The organism is Flavobacterium hiemivividum, from assembly GCF_004349145.1.
Lineage (GTDB): Bacteria > Bacteroidota > Bacteroidia > Flavobacteriales > Flavobacteriaceae > Flavobacterium > Flavobacterium hiemivividum.
On the sequence record NZ_SMFO01000001.1, the window covers coordinates 685104 to 702845 of the forward strand.

Genomic DNA, 17742 nt, shown 5'->3' on the forward strand with positions numbered 1-17742 from the left:
TAAATTATGAAAGTTACTAAAACTTCAAAATTTGCTGTAACCCTACTGGTTATTCTGTTTACTGTGTCATTGTCAAGCTGTAGCTTCAGAACAACAACACACAGTTCAAATTACAAAGCGAAAAGAATCCCACCAGGGCAAGCCAAAAAAATTAATGGCGATAAAAGTGCAAAACACTACGCGCCAGGACATAACAAAAGATAAAAAAAAGACCAATCCTATACTGCCCCAAAAAATTAGACACTATTTGGGGCATTTTTTATGGAAAAAAGTCAAATATTAGCGGCATTTAAACTGGCATGTAGAACTAGTTAGCAAACAGCGCTATTGCTGTCTGTTTTTAGCTAAAAAAAAGGACAGTCTATTCAAAAGAAAGTGCTTTCTATTTATTAAATACTTAAGAAATATTTTGTGAGAATAATTTTAACATTCTGTAGTAATTATCTGAAATAATATTAATTTAGCTTCGAAATTCAAGAAAAGCACTAACGATAAAAAACACCATTTCAACACAACTTACAAATGAAAAGAACAATAACTTTCCTGTTTTTAGGACTAACCTTAGGCGCAAACGCTCAAAATAATTCTGTTGAAAAATCAATGTTTGGAATTCAAACTGGACTTGTCGGAATCTGGCTTAACAACGAAACTAAGTTATCCAATAGTATTGCTTTAAGAACCGAAATAGGAATGGAACATGATTTTACAGTAGGTGATCATTATGATGGAGCTGGATTCATCTTACAACCGGTACTAACAATAGAACCAAGATATTATTATAATTTAGAAAAAAGAAATACTAAAAGCTATGTAACAACTAAAAATAGTGGAAATTATATTTCGATCAAAACGAGCTATCATCCAGATTGGTTTGTTTTGGGCTTAGATGATAAAATAACGAAAACCGCAGATCTTGCTATTATCCCTACTTGGGGAATAAAACGACAAATAGGCAGCCATTTTACTTATGAAACAGCAATTGGATTAGGTTACCGTGTCGTCTACCTGAAAGAAAATTATAACAATGGTAATTACCAGAATGTAGATGGAGCCGAAAAAAGAAACCAATACACTCCACATTTCCACCTAAGAATTGGTTATACTTTATAAAAAAGGAATAACCAAGCTTTGATGTTTAGGTTAATTTATTTTTTAGGTTCGTTCCGTACAGACAATAAAAAAAAAGCTAAAAAAATGAGCCTCAGAATAGACAAACAAAAGAGCATTCAAAAAGAAAGAATGATATTCAAACCAAATTGGGAATACGTTCTAGAAAAGATTTTCGAAATTCTTGTTTACTCAACTTGGAGTATTTTCACGATATTATTGATACTAAACCCTAAAAATGCAGTAAGTGAATTCGGGACAATTGCACTTATTTCTTTAAATGTCATTGTCTTGGTTTCTTGGTATTATATTTATAAGCTTCTAAAAATTGAAATGCCAAACCCGGATAAAGACAGAAAAATATTTGTTGAAATTTTATCAAAAAGATTCCTTGATTTACAGATTAATGACACTGGTTTATAGATGTTAAGAAGTAAAAAAAATAATGGTTTATTTAGTTGGGAAAAATCATTAACAGTACTGTTTAACGGAAATCATATCTTTATAAACTTAATCACTTTAGGTCGAAATGAAACTAAATCTCCTTTTCATTCCATATTAAATTATTTAAAACTAAGAAGTATTGCAAAGGAATTTAAAACTTTGATCAACGACAAATAGCAATTAAAAATCTAGCAAATTAATTTTCAAAACCCACTAAATTATTTTTCGGGGATTCCTTTTTTTGAGACTATTGTCGTTTTTGTCGCTATTACCTTAATTTTTCATAACAAATAAGCTCCGTTTCCTTTGATTTATCTGCAACTAATTAAGAAATCAGAACTGTTTCTTCAATAGTGATTGTTATTTTTACGTTAAACAAAACAATTATAAATTCAACCAAAAATGAAAACAAAATTCTGGAATGGTAAACCTATTGCCAGCGTTTTATTTGCTGTAGCCTCAAGCATCTCAATCAGCAATCTTCAAGCGCAACAACTCAACGAAAATCAATCTATTAATACAATATCACAGTCCAATGTAAAAGTTACTGGAGCAGCAAAAATTAATCCTACCACTATTGAAGTTACTTTTTCAAACAATCAAAAAATGCTTTTCGATTTTTATGGCGATAACATTTTTAGATTGTTCCAAGATAATTCTGGAAAAGCAATGCGCACTCCAGAAGCAAAGCAGGAAGCACATATATTAGTAGATAATCCAAGAAAATCGGTTGCTTCTTTGAATATTAATGATCAAGTAAAAGACTTGGTTATTTCGACTGCAGCAATCGAAATTGTTTTTGACAAAAACACCTCTTTATTCAAAATAATCAATTCGAAAACTAAAGCTGTTATTGTTGAAGAAACGGCTCTTCCTGCATTTGAAGAAAAGCAAGTTACGCTAACTCTAAAAGAAAACCCAACAGAATATTTCTATGGTGGTGGTGTTCAAAACGGTCGTTTTTCACATAAAGGAAAAGCGATTGCTATCGAAAACCAAAACAGTTGGACTGATGGCGGCGTGGCTTCGCCAAATCCTTACTATTGGTCTTCTAATGGATACGGAATGATGTGGTACACGTTCAAAAAGGGGAAATATGATTTTGGTGCTAAAGCAAAAGGTAGCGTACAGCTTTCACATGAAACGGATTATTTAGATGTTTTCTTTATGATTAATGAACCGGTATCAGGTTTGCTGAATGATTTTTACCAGTTGACAGGGAATCCGGTTTTGTTACCAAAATTTGGTTTTTACGAAGGACATTTGAATGCTTACAACCGTGATTATTGGAAAGAATCACCAAAAGGAATTTTATTTGAAGACGGAAAAACCTATTCCGAAAGTCAAAAAGATGATACCGGTATCAAAGAATCTTTAAATGGCGAAAAAAATAATTATCAATTCTCCGCTCGTGGCGTTATCGATCGCTATAAAAAACACGATATGCCGTTAGGTTGGATTTTACCAAATGATGGTTATGGAGCTGGTTATGGTCAAACCGAAACTTTGGATGGAAACATTCAAAACTTAAAAAGCTTAGGCGATTATGCTCGAAAAAACGGGGTCGAAATTGGTCTTTGGACACAATCTGATCTGCATCCAAAAGAGGGAATTAGTGCGTTATTGCAGAGAGATATCATCAAAGAAGTTAGAGACGCCGGCGTTCGTGTGCTTAAAACTGATGTGGCGTGGGTTGGAGAAGGATATTCTTTTGGGCTAAATGGCGTTGCCGATGCGGGAATTATTATGCCAAAATACGGTAATGATGCAAGACCTTTTATCATTTCGCTTGACGGATGGGCCGGAACACAGCGTTACGCAACTATTTGGTCGGGTGATCAAACGGGCGGCGTTTGGGAATACATTCGTTTTCACATTCCTACTTATTTAGGTTCTGGATTATCAGGACAACCTAACATTACCTCGGATGTGGATGGAATTTTTGGAGGTAAAAACCCAATTGTAAACACTAGAGATTTCCAGTGGAAAACCTTTACGCCTATGCAATTGAACATGGACGGTTGGGGTTCTAACCCAAAATATCCGCATGCTTTAGACGAACCGGTGACTTCTATCAACAGACATTATCTAAAATTAAAATCGGAACTTATGCCATACGCATATAGTATTGCAAAGGAAGCCGTAGATGGTTTACCAATTATCAGACCGATGTTTTTAGAATCCAAAAATGCCTATACCCAAGGAAAAGCAACCCAATACCAATTTATGTATGGGCCAAATTTCTTAGTGGCACCTATTTATCAAGCAACAAAATCAGATGATAAAGGAAATGATATCCGCAACGGAATCTATTTGCCAGAAGGAACTTGGGTTGATTATTTTAACGGTGAAAAATACGAAGGAAATCGCATCATCAATCAATTTGAAAGTCCAGTGTGGAAATTGCCTGTTTTTGTAAAAAATGGTGCTATTATTCCAATGGTGAATCCAAATAATAATGTGGCTGAAATCAATACGAAATTGCGTATTTATGAAATTTATCCTGAAGGGAAGTCGTCGTTTACAGAATACGATGACGATGGAGTTTCTGAAGGGTATAAAGCTGGAAAAGGAACTTTAACAGTAATCCAATCGGAAGTTAAAAAAGATAAAGCTATCATCACAATCCAGCCCACAAAAGGAGATTTTAATGGTTTTATAAAAGAAAAAGTAACCGAATTTAAGATTAATGTAACGCAACAGCCTAAAAAACTGATGGCTAAAATTGGCAACAGTAAAACTAAATTGGCAAAGGCAATTTCGCTAGCAGATTATGTAAGTAAAGAAAATGTATATTTCTATAATGCTGCCCCAAATTTGAACCAGTTTGCAACAAAAGGAAGTGAATTTGAAAATGTAAAAATTACTAAAAACCCACAGATTTTAGTAAAATTAGCTTCGACTAATACTACTAAAAATGGAGTAACTGTTGAAGTAAAAGGTTTCCGTTTTGCACCTGCTGATAGTTATAAATTAACTAACGGAGTTTTAACAGCCCCAACAAACGCGTCAGTTTCTGATGCGAATGCAGAACCTTATACTTTGAAACCAACTTGGAATAAAGTCACTAATGCTGATTTCTACGAAGTGGAATTCAACGGGATGCTTTATACGACTATCAAAGGGACTGAATTATTGTTTGATGGCTTAAATGCTGAAACTGATTATAGTTTTAAAGTACGTGCAGTAAACAAAAGCGGGAATTCTGCTTGGACAACATTCGACGCAAAAACGAAGAATAATCCTCTAGAATTTGCTATAAAAGGAATCACCGCAACATTGAATGTAGCAGATCAAGATGGTTCTGGAATCGAGCAGTTATTTGATTATGATGAGGCTAATATGTGGCATACCAAATGGGATGCAAATGCAATTCCTTTTGAAATGATTATTGATTTAAACACCATCAATCAATTAGATCGATTCGATTATTTACCAAGAATGAGTGGTGGAAATGGTAATTTACGAAAAGGAAAAGTATATTACAGCCATGACAAACAGGATTGGACTGAAGCTGGTGAATTTGAATGGAAAAATAATTCTGACGTTAAAACCTTTATATTTAGCAACCAACTAACAGCTCGCTTTATAAAAATTACTGTTAGCGAAGGAGTTGGCAATTTTGGTACTGGCCGCGAATTATATGTTTTCAAAGCTCCAGGAACGGAAAGTTACCGTCCAGGAGACATCAACAATGATCGATTGATTGATAGAAATGACCTTACCTCATACATCAACTATATGGGCTTACGTCAAGGTGATGCTGATTTTGAAGGATATGTAAGTAATGGAGATGTGAACAAAAACAAGCTAATTGACGCTTACGATGTTTCAGTAGTGGCTACTCAAATTGATGGCGGAATTAGCGATGCTAAAATTGAAAATTTGGCTGGAAAACTTGCCTTGACTACAGCCAAACAGAGCTATAATAAAGAGGAGATCATCGAAGTTAAAGTTTCGGGTATAAACCTGAAATCAGTAAATGCGTTGAGTTTTGCACTTCCATACAGCACGAAAGACTATGAATTTGTTGGAATCCAACCTTTGAATACTAAGAAAATGGAGAACTTAACTAACGACCGATTACACTCTAACGGTGAAAAAGTATTGTATCCTGCTTTTATCAACCTTGGAAAACAAGAAGCGCTCGAAGGAAATTCAGACTTGTTTATCATTAAGTTGAAAGCCAAACAAAAAGTAAACTTCAATTTGAAGCCATTGCAAATGATGTTAGTGGACAAAAATTTGAATACACTTAAATTATAGTAACCCCTTTTACTTGTTGAATCAAGTGATTAATTTCCTAAAAGTCCTTTCTCATTCGTGAGAAAGGACTTTTAGTTTATTAGAATTTTACTAAAATGAATTAAGGATACTCTTTAATCACACTCGGATAAACTCACTATAGTTATAAATACTAACAGTAATTTAAACTTGTCCAGATAGAATAAAGCTTGTCCTGTAGTAGAAGTATCCCTGTCAACAATTAACAAAAAGCCCTCTCGATCGCTATCAAGAGGGCTTTTATGTTTTTAGTAAAAGTAGAACTATAAGATAGTTTAGGTCACTATTCCTTCTCTATCTTCTTCAGTATGGAATGCTTTTTTGTTGAAGAAAATCAATATCCCAACACCAGTTGAAATCGCCATATCGGCAACATTAAAGATAGCATTGAAAAAAGTAAAATCTTTTCCGCCCCAAATTGGTAGCCAACTTGGTAAAATTCCATGCCAAAAAGGAAAATAAAACATATCCACTACTTTACCGTGAAAATAAGTACCATAAGGCTGCTCTGAAAATAAAGTCGCTAATTGAGATTGACTATCATCGAAAATTACACCGTAAAAAACAGAGTCTATGATGTTCCCAAAAGCTCCTGCAAGTATTAATGCAACAGCGACAATCAAGTAATTTGAACTGTGTTTTCTTTCTACCGAATCCCACAGCCAATACCCGATTCCGCAAACCGCTACTAATCTAAATAGAGTAAGGAACAATTTACCATATTCTCCAGGAATTTCAGTACCCCATGCCATTCCTTCATTCTCAATGAATAGAATTTTAAACCAATTAAAGACTTCTACTTCTTCTCCTAAAACAAAATTAGTTTTAATATATATTTTCGAAACTTGATCAACGATTAATATAATGAAGATAAGTAAATACGCTTTTCGTAATGACATTTTTTAAATTTTAAGTGGAGCAAAAATAGGTAAATTCTAAAAAAAAAGTAAATTCCAAATCCCAATAATTGTATAAATTATTATTAGAATTTGGAATTTTTAGTAGTGAAATTTTAAATTTCTTATCGTTGCAAATTTTTAGCTTCTATGCTCATTGTTGCATGCGGAACAATTTTAAGTCGCTCTTTACTAATTAGTTTTGCTGTAACTCTACAAACACCGTATGTTTTATTCTCTACACGGAATAATGCATTTTTTAAATCACGAATAAACTTCTCCTGACGGATTGCTAATTGCGAGTTTGCTTCTTTAGACATAGATTCGCTACCTTCCTCAAATGCTTTGAATGTAGGCGAAGTATCGTCAGTTCCATTATTCAAATCATTCATGTAAGCACTCTTAATCAAGTCTAAATCTGCTTGCGCTTTCTGTATCTTATTCAGAATTATCTCTTTGAACTCTGCCAAATCAGCGTCAGAGTATCTTGTTGGTGCCTCTACCATAATCTATTTATTTGTAATTATTATTTTAGTTTTTATCTCGTCAAATTCAATTTCAACTCCTTCACTCATGTTTTCCTCAAAAACTAATTCTTCTGTTAGTGTTTCTGATTTTATATATTCGACATTTGGCATTACTGCTTCTTCCAGAGTATCATTTTTTTGCAAATGTACTTTTATTTTATCTGTAACTTCAAATCCAGAATCCTTTCTAATATTTTGAATTCTGTTTACTAATTCCCTTGCAATTCCTTCTTTTTTTAATTCCGGAGAAATAACAATATCAAGCGCTACCGTTATTCCGTTTGAATTAGCAACCAACAATCCTTCAATATCTTGGGACGAAATCTCCACATCTTCTATTGTTAAAGTTATGCTTTTTCCTGCAATTTCCACGTCTAATGTGCCATTGCTTTCCAATTGATTGATTTTTTCAGCCGAAAAACCTTGTATCTCTTTAGCTATCAGTCCCATATCTTTTCCAAAGCGAGGACCTAAAGCCTTGAAATTTGGCTTAATTTGCTTCACTAAAACCCCAGACGCATCATCTAAAAATAGGATTTCTTTAACATTTACCTCTGCTTTTATAAGGTCAGAAACCGCCTCAATTTCAAGCCTTTGTTTATCGTCAAGTACTGGTATCATTACCTTTTGCAACGGTTGACGCACCTTAATCATTTCCTTTTTACGGAGTGATAAAACTAATGAGGAGATCGTTTGAGCCTTCTGCATTTTACTCTCTAACATTTTATTAACAAAGTTTTCAACGTGTTTTGGAAACTCTGCCAAATGTACACTATCAAATTGCTCTGATTGTGTTGCCATCGTTAAGTCTCTGTAAAGCTTGTCCATAAAGAACGGCGCGATAGGCGCTCCCAGCTTACTAATAGTCAATAGACAAGTATATAACGTTTGATAAGCGGCAATTTTATCCTGTGCATACTCTCCTTTCCAGAAGCGTCTTCTACACAAACGAACATACCAGTTGCTCAAATTTTCTTGAACGAAATCAGATATGGCGCGAGCAGCTTTTGTAGGCTCATAATCAGCATAAAAACCATCTACCTCTTTTATCAATGTGTTCAATTCTGAAATAATCCATTGATCGATTTCAGGTCTTTTATCTAATGGAATTTCAGCTTCCTCATATTTAAATCCATCGATGTTTGCATACAAACTAAAGAATGAATACGTGTTGTATAACGTTCCAAAGAATTTTCTACGAACCTCAGCGATTCCTTCAAGATCAAATTTTAAGTTGTCCCAAGGATTTGCATTCGAAATCATGTACCAACGAGTAGCATCTGGACCATATTCAGCTAATGTTTCAAAAGGATCTGCTGCATTTCCTAGACGTTTGGACATTTTTTGTCCGTTTTTGTCCAGAACCAGTCCATTCGAAACTACATTTTTATAGGCCACTTTATCAAAAACCAAAGTCGCAATTGCATGCAATGTGTAAAACCAACCACGGGTTTGATCTACTCCCTCCGCAATAAAATTGGCAGGAAAATCTTTATTGTCGTCAATTTTATCTTTGTTTTCGAAAGGATAATGCCATTGTGCATAAGGCATTGCTCCACTGTCAAACCAAACGTCAATTAAGTCAGCCTCACGCTTCATAGGTTTCCCAGAAGCAGAAACTAAGGTGATTTCATCAACCACATTTTTATGTAAATCAATTAAATCATAATTTGATTCATCCATATTTCCAATTTCAAATCCTTTAAAAGGGTTTTCATTTTGGAAACCAGCCTGAATTGATTTTTCTATTTCATTGTATAATTCTCCAATAGAACCTATAAGAATTTCTTCCTGTTTGTCCTCTGTTCTCCAGATTGGCAATGGGATTCCCCAAAACCTAGAACGCGACAAATTCCAGTCATTGGCATTTTTTATCCAGTTTCCAAAACGTCCTTCTCCTGTCGATTTTGGCTTCCAGTTGATGGTTTCGTTTAAGTCAAACATTCTGTCTCTTACCTCAGTAATTTTTATAAACCAAGAGTCAAGCGGATAGTATAAAATGGGCTTATCCGTTCTCCAGCAATGAGGATAACTGTGGACATATTTCTCTACTTTAAATGCTTTATTTTCTTCTTTTAGAAGAATAGCAAGCTCGACGTCAATAGAGCGTTCTGGCGCATCACCATCGTCATAATATTCGTTTTTCACATATTTTCCGGCAAATTTACCCATATGCGAAGTGAATTTCCCTTGTAAATCTACTAATGGAACTGGAGTTCCACTTGCATCTAAAACCAATAATGGCGGAACTTCAGGTGTCGCTTCTTTCGCTACTTTTGCATCATCAGCACCGAAAGTAGGTGCTGTATGTACAATTCCTGTTCCGTCTTCGATTGTTACAAAATCCCCTGAAATTACTCTAAAAGCATTTTCTGGGTTTTGATAAGGCAATGCAAATGGTAATAATTGTTCGTAACGAATTCCAACCAAATCTGCTCCTTTACATTCTGCAAGAATCTGGTATGGTATTTTTTTATCTCCTTCTTTGAAATTTTCAAAATCAGTAAAGTCTTTACTTTCATAAAAACCTTTCCCAAATTGTTTTCCAACTAAATTCTTAGCCAAAATAACATTCGTTAATGAAAATGTATATTGATTGAAGGTTTTCACTAAAACATAATCGATTTTTGGACCTACAGTCAGAGCTGTATTTGATGGCAAGGTCCAAGGTGTTGTCGTCCAAGCCAAGAAATAAACCTCATCAAGGTCTAAAACTGATAACTTATAATGTTGTAAATTTTTTGAACTGATGTAATCATAAAACTTCGAAAGCAATAGTTCTCTTGACGATTCCAAAACTTTGAATTGCGCAACAACCGTTGTGTCGGTTACATCTCTATAACTTCCGGGCTGATTCACTTCATGAGAACTCAATCCTGTACCTGCTTTTGGAGAATAAGGCTGAATGGTGTAGCCTTTGTACATCAAATCTTTATTATAGATTTGTTTAAGCAGCCACCAAACCGTTTCCATATATTTAGACTTATAAGTCACATATGGATCTTCCATATCTACCCAATAGCCCATTTTTTCGGTTAAATCATTCCATACATCAGTATAACGCATTACGGTTTTTTTACACGCCTCGTTATATTCTTCGATGGAAATTTTTGTTCCTATGTCTTCTTTAGTAATTTCCAGTTCTTTCTCCGTACCTAATTCTACAGGTAATCCATGAGTATCCCAGCCGGCTTTACGCTTAACTTGGAAACCTTTTTGAGTTTTATATCTGCAGAAAATATCTTTAATCGCACGTGCCATTACATGGTGAATTCCAGGCAAACCATTTGCTGAAGGCGGCCCTTCAAAAAATACGAATGGTTCATTCCCCTCACGGGTTGTTACACTCTTCTCAAATATGTTTTCTTTCTTCCAGAAATCAAGTACTTCTGACGCTACAGTTGGCAAGTCAAGTCCTTTGTATTCAGTAAATTTTGTGCTCATTTTATCCTTTTCTTTAATCGAGGTGCGAAAGTAAGGAATTTTGAATAAAACAAAGAAAAGTAAAGCATAAATAGCGGTAGGTAGTAGTACAATTCGGTAAACCAATCAGAAATTGATTCAATTTGTAGGTTTTTATGAAAAAACCTCCTTTAAAACGTCTAATGATTTTGGTTTTTTAAAACCATCAAGATGCAGGGTATAATAATCAATCAGAATTTTCAGGACAAGCTGTCTTTCAATAACGTGGAAGATTTTCTGGTCGTTATCAAATCGTAAGGCAATGAGTTTTTTCAACAAATTGGTTTCATGTTCTGTTAGCGAACTAATGGCGTGAAAAGGCGAAAAAACACCTTCGTTCATTTCGAAAAAAGACATGTCCATGTCAGAAATATCAGGATAAAAACCTAAGTATTTTGTAGCTTCCAGCATTAAAATCAAATGAAAATTGGCGATTTCATCGTGATTATCTAACCATAATAGAGCCGCTTCTAGAAAGTCAAAAAGAGCTTCATTCTTTTCCTCTTCATGGATCGAATGATGCAAAACTTCTGAAACAAACATCACAATCGTACTCTTATAAATATCAGAATGTATCGTCTGGAAAGGCGTGCTTAGTTTAATTTCTTTAAAGTTCTCGAGCGTTCCCTTGTTCTTGTGTACCGCTTCTATTTCGAGAATAGACAAAGGCTGGAAATAAGCAATTTTCTGATTTGATTTTCGACCAGAAAAAGCATCGCGAACGAAATAAGACTTTAATCCATGAGATTGAGTAAAGCATTTTACAATCAAGCTTTTTTCCTGAAATTTTATCGATGAAAGAACTATCGCTTTAGTTTTGACTTGCATTTCTTTTGTTTAAAGTTTAAAGTTTAAGTTTCTAATAAATTATAAACTCACGACCACAAACATTATCTTATTATCATTACTTTTTTAACTTTGGTTTCCACTCCGTCTTGCGCCGATATGAAAATCATATACACTCCCGAAGCCACCTTGTATTTCCCAAAAGCGGTCGTATCCCATTCAGTTGTGCCGCCTTCTGAAATAGCTTCAAAAACTAAATTACCCGCAATATCAGTAATTTTCACATTTGCCTTATTGATCAAACCAGCGATTTTAACCGTTCCTTCATAGTCTGGTCGTACTGGATTTGGATAAACATAAGCATCCGTCAAATCCTCGTTGGCTTGTGTTGCTGTCCCTTTAAACGAAACGAGCCCTTTAGCAGTTGCAATAAAAACTTCGCCTGTAACGCTATTTATATCAATGTCGTTTATAATATTGCTGGGCAGTGGAGAATTGTTTATCGTAAAATGGTATTTAGTTTCCTGACCGTTTGGAGAAACCATAAACAAACCAGAATCTGCGGTTCCTATCCATTTATTATTGGCACCATCAACTGCAATATCTGTGATAAATTGCTCATAAAGCAATTCTTGCGCGAGATTATCATCGACTATAATTATAGGACTTGCCGTTAGCTGATTGTCTGTTTGAAAACTCCCCACATTAGACAATACGCGCAAGCCTTTTATAGTTCCTATCCATAGTTGATTTCGATTATCAACAGCTACGGCCCTAACATCTGAAGCTGGCAAATTTCCTTTTTCAGTGCCCATTGTGATCTTTTTGAAGGCATTATTACTTTCGTTAAAACCCACAACACCGTCTCTATTTGTCGCCATCCATTTTGTGCCTTTATTATCAATGACCATTCTACCAAAACTATTATCTTCACTTGCATCTAAAATATTTTCCGTCGAAAAACTCTGCCATTGCCCATTTGTTCTCAGTACTTTTAATCCGTTTTTTACTCTGCTATTCGTCACCCATAAATCACCAGATTTATCAAATGCTGCTCCATTTATTCGAACATCGACATAATTTGTCCCTGCAAATTTTAACGATTCTAGACCGCTATTGGCTTGATTGTATAAAAATGTGGGAATGTCTGCTTCGATTTTCAATAATCCCGAAAAGAAAGAACTCGCATAAACCTCATCCTCTTTATTAGGATTTACCGTTATTCTACAGATTGATTTAGCATCTAAAACTGATTTATAAGGAATATTTAACCAGCCCGACTGACTGAATTTACTAATGCCATAACTATCTAAGTCATACGGATTATAAGAAACGTCATAGTCTCCATAAACTGCCCACAAGGAACTTGAAGTAGTTTGAAAAGCAAAAATATTATTTCTGGACGGGCCCATTGGCGTACTATTTTCAAAAGTAGACGCTATTGCAATTGTGGATGTCAGCAAACCGTTTTCTTTTGTACCAATGTAAAGCACATCGTCAATACTTGCAGCGCAGCTAAAAATGGCGCTGTACTCTGGAATTTGATTGCTGTTTAATTGACGTGCCGGCGCAAATTGTTTATTAAAAACGTTAATAGTGTTAGCTGTAGTTAGGATCAAATAATTCTCATTAACTCTAATGTCCACTGCAGGCTGAGATAGTGTCACAAACACGATAAATCTATTCGAACTCGCATTATATCTATTCACATTTCCTGAATCATCAACTGCAATTAGTTCCGTTCCAAAAGCCTCTACACCTGACCAATTTCCAGCTGTAACCAATTCCCATTGCTTGTAATCATTTAAGTTTTTACTCGAAATTAGAGCACGACGAACACCGGTATTTGTAGCAGCATAAATATATCCGTTGTAAATTGCAGTTTGTCTAACACTTATTTCTGCACCGCCATCCCCAATGAAGTAGGTATCGCCAAAAAGCATTGTTTTTAAATTAAATTGTACAATACCAAAGTCGCAAGAAACATAGACAATTCCCTCAAATTCCATAAAATGATTTACTTTCTTTCTATTTGAAGGAAGTTGTTTGTTGATAATATCAACTACGTTCAACATTTTGCTGTCCGACTCATTAATCACTATTACAAGGCCGTTTTCATAGCCAACAAGCGTTTTATTAAATGCAGTACTGTGGTAAAGAGAACTAATTGTTTGCCCCGAAAGTCCATCAACAGTATTGGTAGTTACGATTTGGTTATCGACTTTATTTTTAGAAAACAAAGCGTTTTCTGAGGCCGCGAAAATTGTGGTTGGAGAGACAGAAATATCCTTAATCTCGTTATATGAAAAATAGCCTTGCCACAACAAATTGTTTTGGGAAAAACCCATTTGTGTGAGTAGTAAAATAAAAAGGCTGTAAAATAATTTCTTCATTATAAATGGTAGTACTTATTATTCACAAATATAATATAAACGGAAGTATTCGGTTTTTGTTCGAATAAAAAAAAATACCTTCTATCCTATCCCGAAGTACCGAGATGACAGAAGGCATTTGATTTAATTTATAAAGTGATTTATACCACTCCTTGAGCAAGCATAGCATCAGCTACTTTTACGAAGCCAGCAATATTTGCTCCTTTCACGTAATCAATATATCCATTTGAATCAGAACCGTATTTCACACATGAAGTATGAATATTAAGCATGATTTCTTTTAATTTATCATCTACTTTTTCAGAATTCCAACTCAGTCTTAATGAGTTTTGAGACATTTCTAAACCTGAGGTGGCAACACCACCTGCATTTGACGCTTTTCCTGGAGCGAAGAATATTTTTGCTTCTTGGAAAACAATAACCGCATCTGGCATTGTTGGCATATTAGCTCCTTCAGCTACACAAATACATCCACCTGCCACTAAAGCTTTAGCTTCCTCTTCGTTTAATTCATTTTGCGTTGCGCAAGGTAGAGCAATATCACATTTCACTTCCCAAGGACGTTTCCCAGCAACATATTTTGCTTTTGGATATTTTTCAACATACTCGCTAATTCTTCCTCTTAATTCGTTTTTAAGCTCCATTACAAAAGCTAATTTTTCAGCATCAATTCCTTCAACATCATAAATATACCCTCCTGAATCAGATAAGGTTACAACTTTGGCTCCTAATTGAGTTGCTTTTTCAGCCGCATATTGTGAAACGTTTCCAGAACCAGAAACAACAACTGTTTTACCTGCAAAACTATCTCCCTTAGTTTGTAACATACTTTGCGCAAAATAAACAGTTCCGTATCCTGTAGCTTCAGGTCTGATTAATGACCCTCCAAAAGACATTCCTTTACCAGTTAAAACTCCAGTAAACTCATTTCTCAGTCTTTTATACTGACCAAATAAAAATCCAACTTCTCTTCCTCCAACACCGATATCTCCAGCTGGCACATCCGTATTTGCTCCAATATGCTTTGACAATTCAGTCATAAAGCTTTGACAAAAACGCATCACTTCATTATCTGACTTTCCTTTTGGATCAAAATTAGACCCTCCTTTTCCACCACCCATAGGTAATGTAGTTAGGCTGTTTTTAAAAGTTTGCTCGAAAGCCAAAAACTTTAAAATACTCAAATTTACAGAAGGATGAAAACGAAGACCACCTTTATACGGTCCTATCGCCGAATTCATTTGTATTCTATATCCTCTATTTACTTGAGTAGCACCTTTATCATCAATCCAAGCTACACGAAAAGTAATGATTCGGTCAGCCTCGACCATTCTTTCCAAAAGCATTTTATTTTGATATTTTTTATTTTCTTCGATAAAAGGGATTACTGTTTCAGCAACCTCTAAAACCGCCTGTAAAAACTCTGGTTCGTTTAAGTTGTTTTTAGTAACCTCTTCCATAAAGGCAGTAATACTTTGTGACATGATAGTTTGATTATTAACGTTTATGAAAACATTTTAGTTAGTGATTACAAATATACAAGTTATTAAAATATTTCTTAATAACATTCAATGATATCTTGGCAAATTGCCTTTCACAAATCATTCTGCAACATACATCAGGATGTTATATTCCGCCTAATATTAGAAAACGATTTGCTTTTCTTTCGAAATTTAGCTTTTAATTATTTATTTTTAATGGATGATTGATGTTTTTTATATATTTGTAAGTACATGAAAATTTGACTAAAATGCTCAAATACCTCTCTATCGTTTTATTTGTCTTATTTGGATTTTCATATAATTCAAATGCGCAATTTGGATTTTCGCATGAGATAGGAGTTATCGCTGGTCCTGTGGCGTTTCAATCAGACTATGGAGAGCGCTATGACACAAGAACAAATGCAGGAAATACCGGTATGGGAATCGGAATAATTCATTATATCAATTTTTCATACAAAGCAGAATGCAACTGTTATGCTCCTGAAACTTATTTTAATGACCACTTCAAACTTAGAAGTGAATTGTCTTACAATAAAACCAAGTTAGAACATTTTGGAGAATGGGTTTCACCTAAAAAGATCACTCTAGGAGCCGACCAATTGAGAGCGATGAAAGGAAATACAGCCGTTACAAATGTAGGAATGCAATTAGAATATTTCCCTTTTAGCATCCGTGATTTTACAGCAACAATAGGTAGTTTAGGCCCTTTTGTGAGTCTTGGCGGTCAATTTAGTTATTACAACACCGAAGCTTATTCAACGATGGGGACTTTAGGAACAGTAGCTACCACATTTCCAAAATATTTAACCCCCACTGACGATCGTCCTCACGGATTTTCCACTGAAGGAGGAACAGTCTGGTCTGTCGTTTCAAGTGTAGGAACCCGTTATAAATTAACCCCATTACAAGATTTAATGATAGATTTGAGATTTCAATATTATTTCTCCGACTGGGTGGACGGTTTAAAACCTAATCCTACATCGTACAAAGAAAACAAGGCCAACGACTGGTTAGTTTGGCTTAATGTGGGATACATATATTACCTTCAATAACCATCAAACAATCATAAATAAAAGACTCAATTCTAAGATTAGAATTGAGCCTTTTATTCTTTACTCCTTGCAAAGTATAACGTATAAAACTAGAGTTTCTATTTTACTATGCTAACGCTTTTTGTAAATCACCTATCAAATCGTCTATATCTTCGACACCTACACTCAATCGCACCAAATCATCCGTGATTCCAATTTCTTTTCTCTTTTCTTCTGGAATCGATGCATGCGCCATCATTACAGGGTAGTTTGCCAGTGATTCTACTCCGCCTAAAGATTCTGCTAAGGTGAATAATTTTATTTTTTCAAGAAAATCGATCGCCTCTTCTTTTTTACCTGAAACAAAATCAAAAGAAACCATACCCCCAAAACCACTCATTTGCTTTTTAGCAATTTCATGAAACGGATGACTTGATAAACCTGGATAATATACGGTTTTCACTTTCGGGTGATTGTTTAAAAACTCAGCCACTTTCTCTCCATTTTCACAATGTCTTTGCATTCTTAAATGCAATGTTTTTATTCCTCTAAGCACTAAAAAGCTATCCATTGGCCCTAATGTCGCTCCAGTAGCAAATTGTTGAAAATGCATTTGTTTACCTAATTCTTCGTCTTTCATAATCAAAGCTCCTGCGATAACATCAGAATGTCCTGCCAGGTATTTTGTGGCTGAGTGCATCACAATATCTGCACCTAAATCTAATGGATTTTGCAAATACGGGGTCGCGAAAGTATTATCAACAGCAAAAACTATTTTATTCGCTTTTGTGATTTTAGCAATTGCAGCGATATCTGCTAATTTCATCATAGGATTCGTGGGAGTTTCTACCCAAACTAATTTGGTGTTTTTGTTGATCAATGACTTGAATTTCTCCATGTCATTCATATCTACAAAATGGAATTTTATTCCCGAATCTTTATAAATTCTGCTAAACATTCTATAAGTTCCACCATATAAATCATCCATAGCAATAACTTCATCAGCGGCCTTCAATCCGCGTAATACACAATCTGTTGCTGCTAAACCTGATGAAAACGCCAATCCTCTTGCACCATTCTCAATACTGGCTAGCGCATTTTCTAAAGCTGCTCTTGTAGGATTTCCAGTTCTACTATATTCATATTCCCCAATCGGTTGCCCCGGACTTGTTTGTGCAAAGGTAGTCGTTTGATAGACCGGCGGCATAACAGACCCTGTACTTGGATCATGATGTTGCCCACCGTGAATTGCTTTAGTATTGAATTTCATATCCTTTTTATTTTCAAATGTAAATGGTTTCATAAACTTA

Annotated in this window: 12 protein-coding genes; 5 read left to right on the forward strand and 7 right to left on the reverse strand. The window is 34.9% G+C overall.

The window, feature by feature from the left end:
• The first annotated feature begins 6 nt into the window (after positions 1 to 6).
• The 4 genes from E0F98_RS03060 (at position 7) to E0F98_RS03075 (ending at position 5817) form a co-directional block, all read left to right on the forward strand.
• Positions 7 to 204 carry a hypothetical protein gene (locus tag E0F98_RS03060; RefSeq protein ID WP_132109059.1) on the forward strand — a complete coding sequence of 66 codons (198 nt, stop codon included), beginning with the start codon at positions 7 to 9 and terminating at the stop codon, positions 202 to 204.
• A gap of 318 nt (positions 205 to 522) precedes the next feature.
• Positions 523 to 1110: a hypothetical protein gene (locus tag E0F98_RS03065; protein WP_132109061.1), complete on the forward strand. Its 588-nt coding sequence runs from the start codon at positions 523 to 525 to the stop codon at positions 1108 to 1110.
• 84 nt (positions 1111 to 1194) lie between these two features.
• Positions 1195 to 1530 (forward strand): hypothetical protein, encoded by a 336-nt coding sequence (locus tag E0F98_RS03070; protein ID WP_132109063.1) that lies wholly within the window; start codon positions 1195 to 1197, stop codon positions 1528 to 1530.
• A gap of 423 nt (positions 1531 to 1953) precedes the next feature.
• Positions 1954 to 5817, forward strand: a complete 3864-nt coding sequence (locus E0F98_RS03075) for a TIM-barrel domain-containing protein (protein WP_132109065.1) — start codon at positions 1954 to 1956, stop codon at positions 5815 to 5817.
• Positions 5818 to 6110: 293 nt separating this feature from the next.
• Here E0F98_RS03075 and E0F98_RS03080 read toward each other — a convergent pair whose 3' ends face one another.
• From E0F98_RS03080 to gdhA, 6 genes are all read right to left on the reverse strand, one after another.
• Positions 6111 to 6734: a lipoprotein signal peptidase gene (locus tag E0F98_RS03080; protein ID WP_132109067.1), complete on the reverse strand. Its 624-nt coding sequence runs from the start codon at positions 6732 to 6734 to the stop codon at positions 6111 to 6113.
• Positions 6735 to 6856: 122 nt separating this feature from the next.
• Complete coding sequence (locus tag E0F98_RS03085; RefSeq protein WP_132109069.1) at positions 6857 to 7237, reverse strand: TraR/DksA family transcriptional regulator; 381 nt, start codon at positions 7235 to 7237, stop codon at positions 6857 to 6859.
• A gap of 3 nt (positions 7238 to 7240) precedes the next feature.
• Positions 7241 to 10702 carry an isoleucine--tRNA ligase gene (gene ileS / locus E0F98_RS03090; protein ID WP_132109071.1) on the reverse strand — a complete coding sequence of 1154 codons (3462 nt, stop codon included), beginning with the start codon at positions 10700 to 10702 and terminating at the stop codon, positions 7241 to 7243.
• Positions 10703 to 10834: 132 nt separating this feature from the next.
• Positions 10835 to 11548 carry a DNA repair protein RecO gene (gene recO / locus E0F98_RS03095; RefSeq protein ID WP_132109073.1) on the reverse strand — a complete coding sequence of 238 codons (714 nt, stop codon included), beginning with the start codon at positions 11546 to 11548 and terminating at the stop codon, positions 10835 to 10837.
• A 62-nt stretch (positions 11549 to 11610) separates the two neighbouring features.
• Positions 11611 to 13899: a type IX secretion system anionic LPS delivery protein PorZ gene (gene porZ, locus E0F98_RS03100; RefSeq protein ID WP_132109075.1), complete on the reverse strand. Its 2289-nt coding sequence runs from the start codon at positions 13897 to 13899 to the stop codon at positions 11611 to 11613.
• A gap of 140 nt (positions 13900 to 14039) precedes the next feature.
• On the reverse strand, positions 14040 to 15383 hold the full coding sequence (gene gdhA, locus E0F98_RS03105; protein ID WP_132109077.1) for an NADP-specific glutamate dehydrogenase: 1344 nt from the start codon (positions 15381 to 15383) through the stop codon (positions 14040 to 14042).
• A gap of 266 nt (positions 15384 to 15649) precedes the next feature.
• Here gdhA and E0F98_RS03110 point away from each other — a divergent pair, with 266 nt between their 5' ends.
• On the forward strand, positions 15650 to 16453 hold the full coding sequence (locus tag E0F98_RS03110) for a THC0290_0291 family protein (RefSeq protein ID WP_132109079.1): 804 nt from the start codon (positions 15650 to 15652) through the stop codon (positions 16451 to 16453).
• A gap of 106 nt (positions 16454 to 16559) precedes the next feature.
• Here E0F98_RS03110 and E0F98_RS03115 read toward each other — a convergent pair whose 3' ends face one another.
• Positions 16560 to 17702, reverse strand: coding sequence for a cystathionine gamma-synthase (locus E0F98_RS03115; RefSeq protein ID WP_132109343.1), 1143 nt, complete (start codon positions 17700 to 17702; stop codon positions 16560 to 16562).
• Between the last annotated feature and the right edge of the window lie 40 nt (positions 17703 to 17742).

Coding starts and splice junctions, on each gene's coding strand:
- E0F98_RS03115 (WP_132109343.1), bottom strand. CDS start 17,702: ATGAAATTCAATACTAAAGCAATTCACGGTGGGCAACATCATGATCCA.
- E0F98_RS03060 (WP_132109059.1), top strand. CDS start 7: ATGAAAGTTACTAAAACTTCAAAATTTGCTGTAACCCTACTGGTTATT.
- ileS (WP_132109071.1), bottom strand. CDS start 10,702: ATGAGCACAAAATTTACTGAATACAAAGGACTTGACTTGCCAACTGTA.
- E0F98_RS03070 (WP_132109063.1), top strand. CDS start 1,195: ATGAGCCTCAGAATAGACAAACAAAAGAGCATTCAAAAAGAAAGAATG.
- gdhA (WP_132109077.1), bottom strand. CDS start 15,383: ATGTCACAAAGTATTACTGCCTTTATGGAAGAGGTTACTAAAAACAAC.
- E0F98_RS03110 (WP_132109079.1), top strand. CDS start 15,650: ATGCTCAAATACCTCTCTATCGTTTTATTTGTCTTATTTGGATTTTCA.
- E0F98_RS03075 (WP_132109065.1), top strand. CDS start 1,954: ATGAAAACAAAATTCTGGAATGGTAAACCTATTGCCAGCGTTTTATTT.
- recO (WP_132109073.1), bottom strand. CDS start 11,548: ATGCAAGTCAAAACTAAAGCGATAGTTCTTTCATCGATAAAATTTCAG.
- E0F98_RS03085 (WP_132109069.1), bottom strand. CDS start 7,237: ATGGTAGAGGCACCAACAAGATACTCTGACGCTGATTTGGCAGAGTTC.
- E0F98_RS03080 (WP_132109067.1), bottom strand. CDS start 6,734: ATGTCATTACGAAAAGCGTATTTACTTATCTTCATTATATTAATCGTT.
- porZ (WP_132109075.1), bottom strand. CDS start 13,899: ATGAAGAAATTATTTTACAGCCTTTTTATTTTACTACTCACACAAATG.
- E0F98_RS03065 (WP_132109061.1), top strand. CDS start 523: ATGAAAAGAACAATAACTTTCCTGTTTTTAGGACTAACCTTAGGCGCA.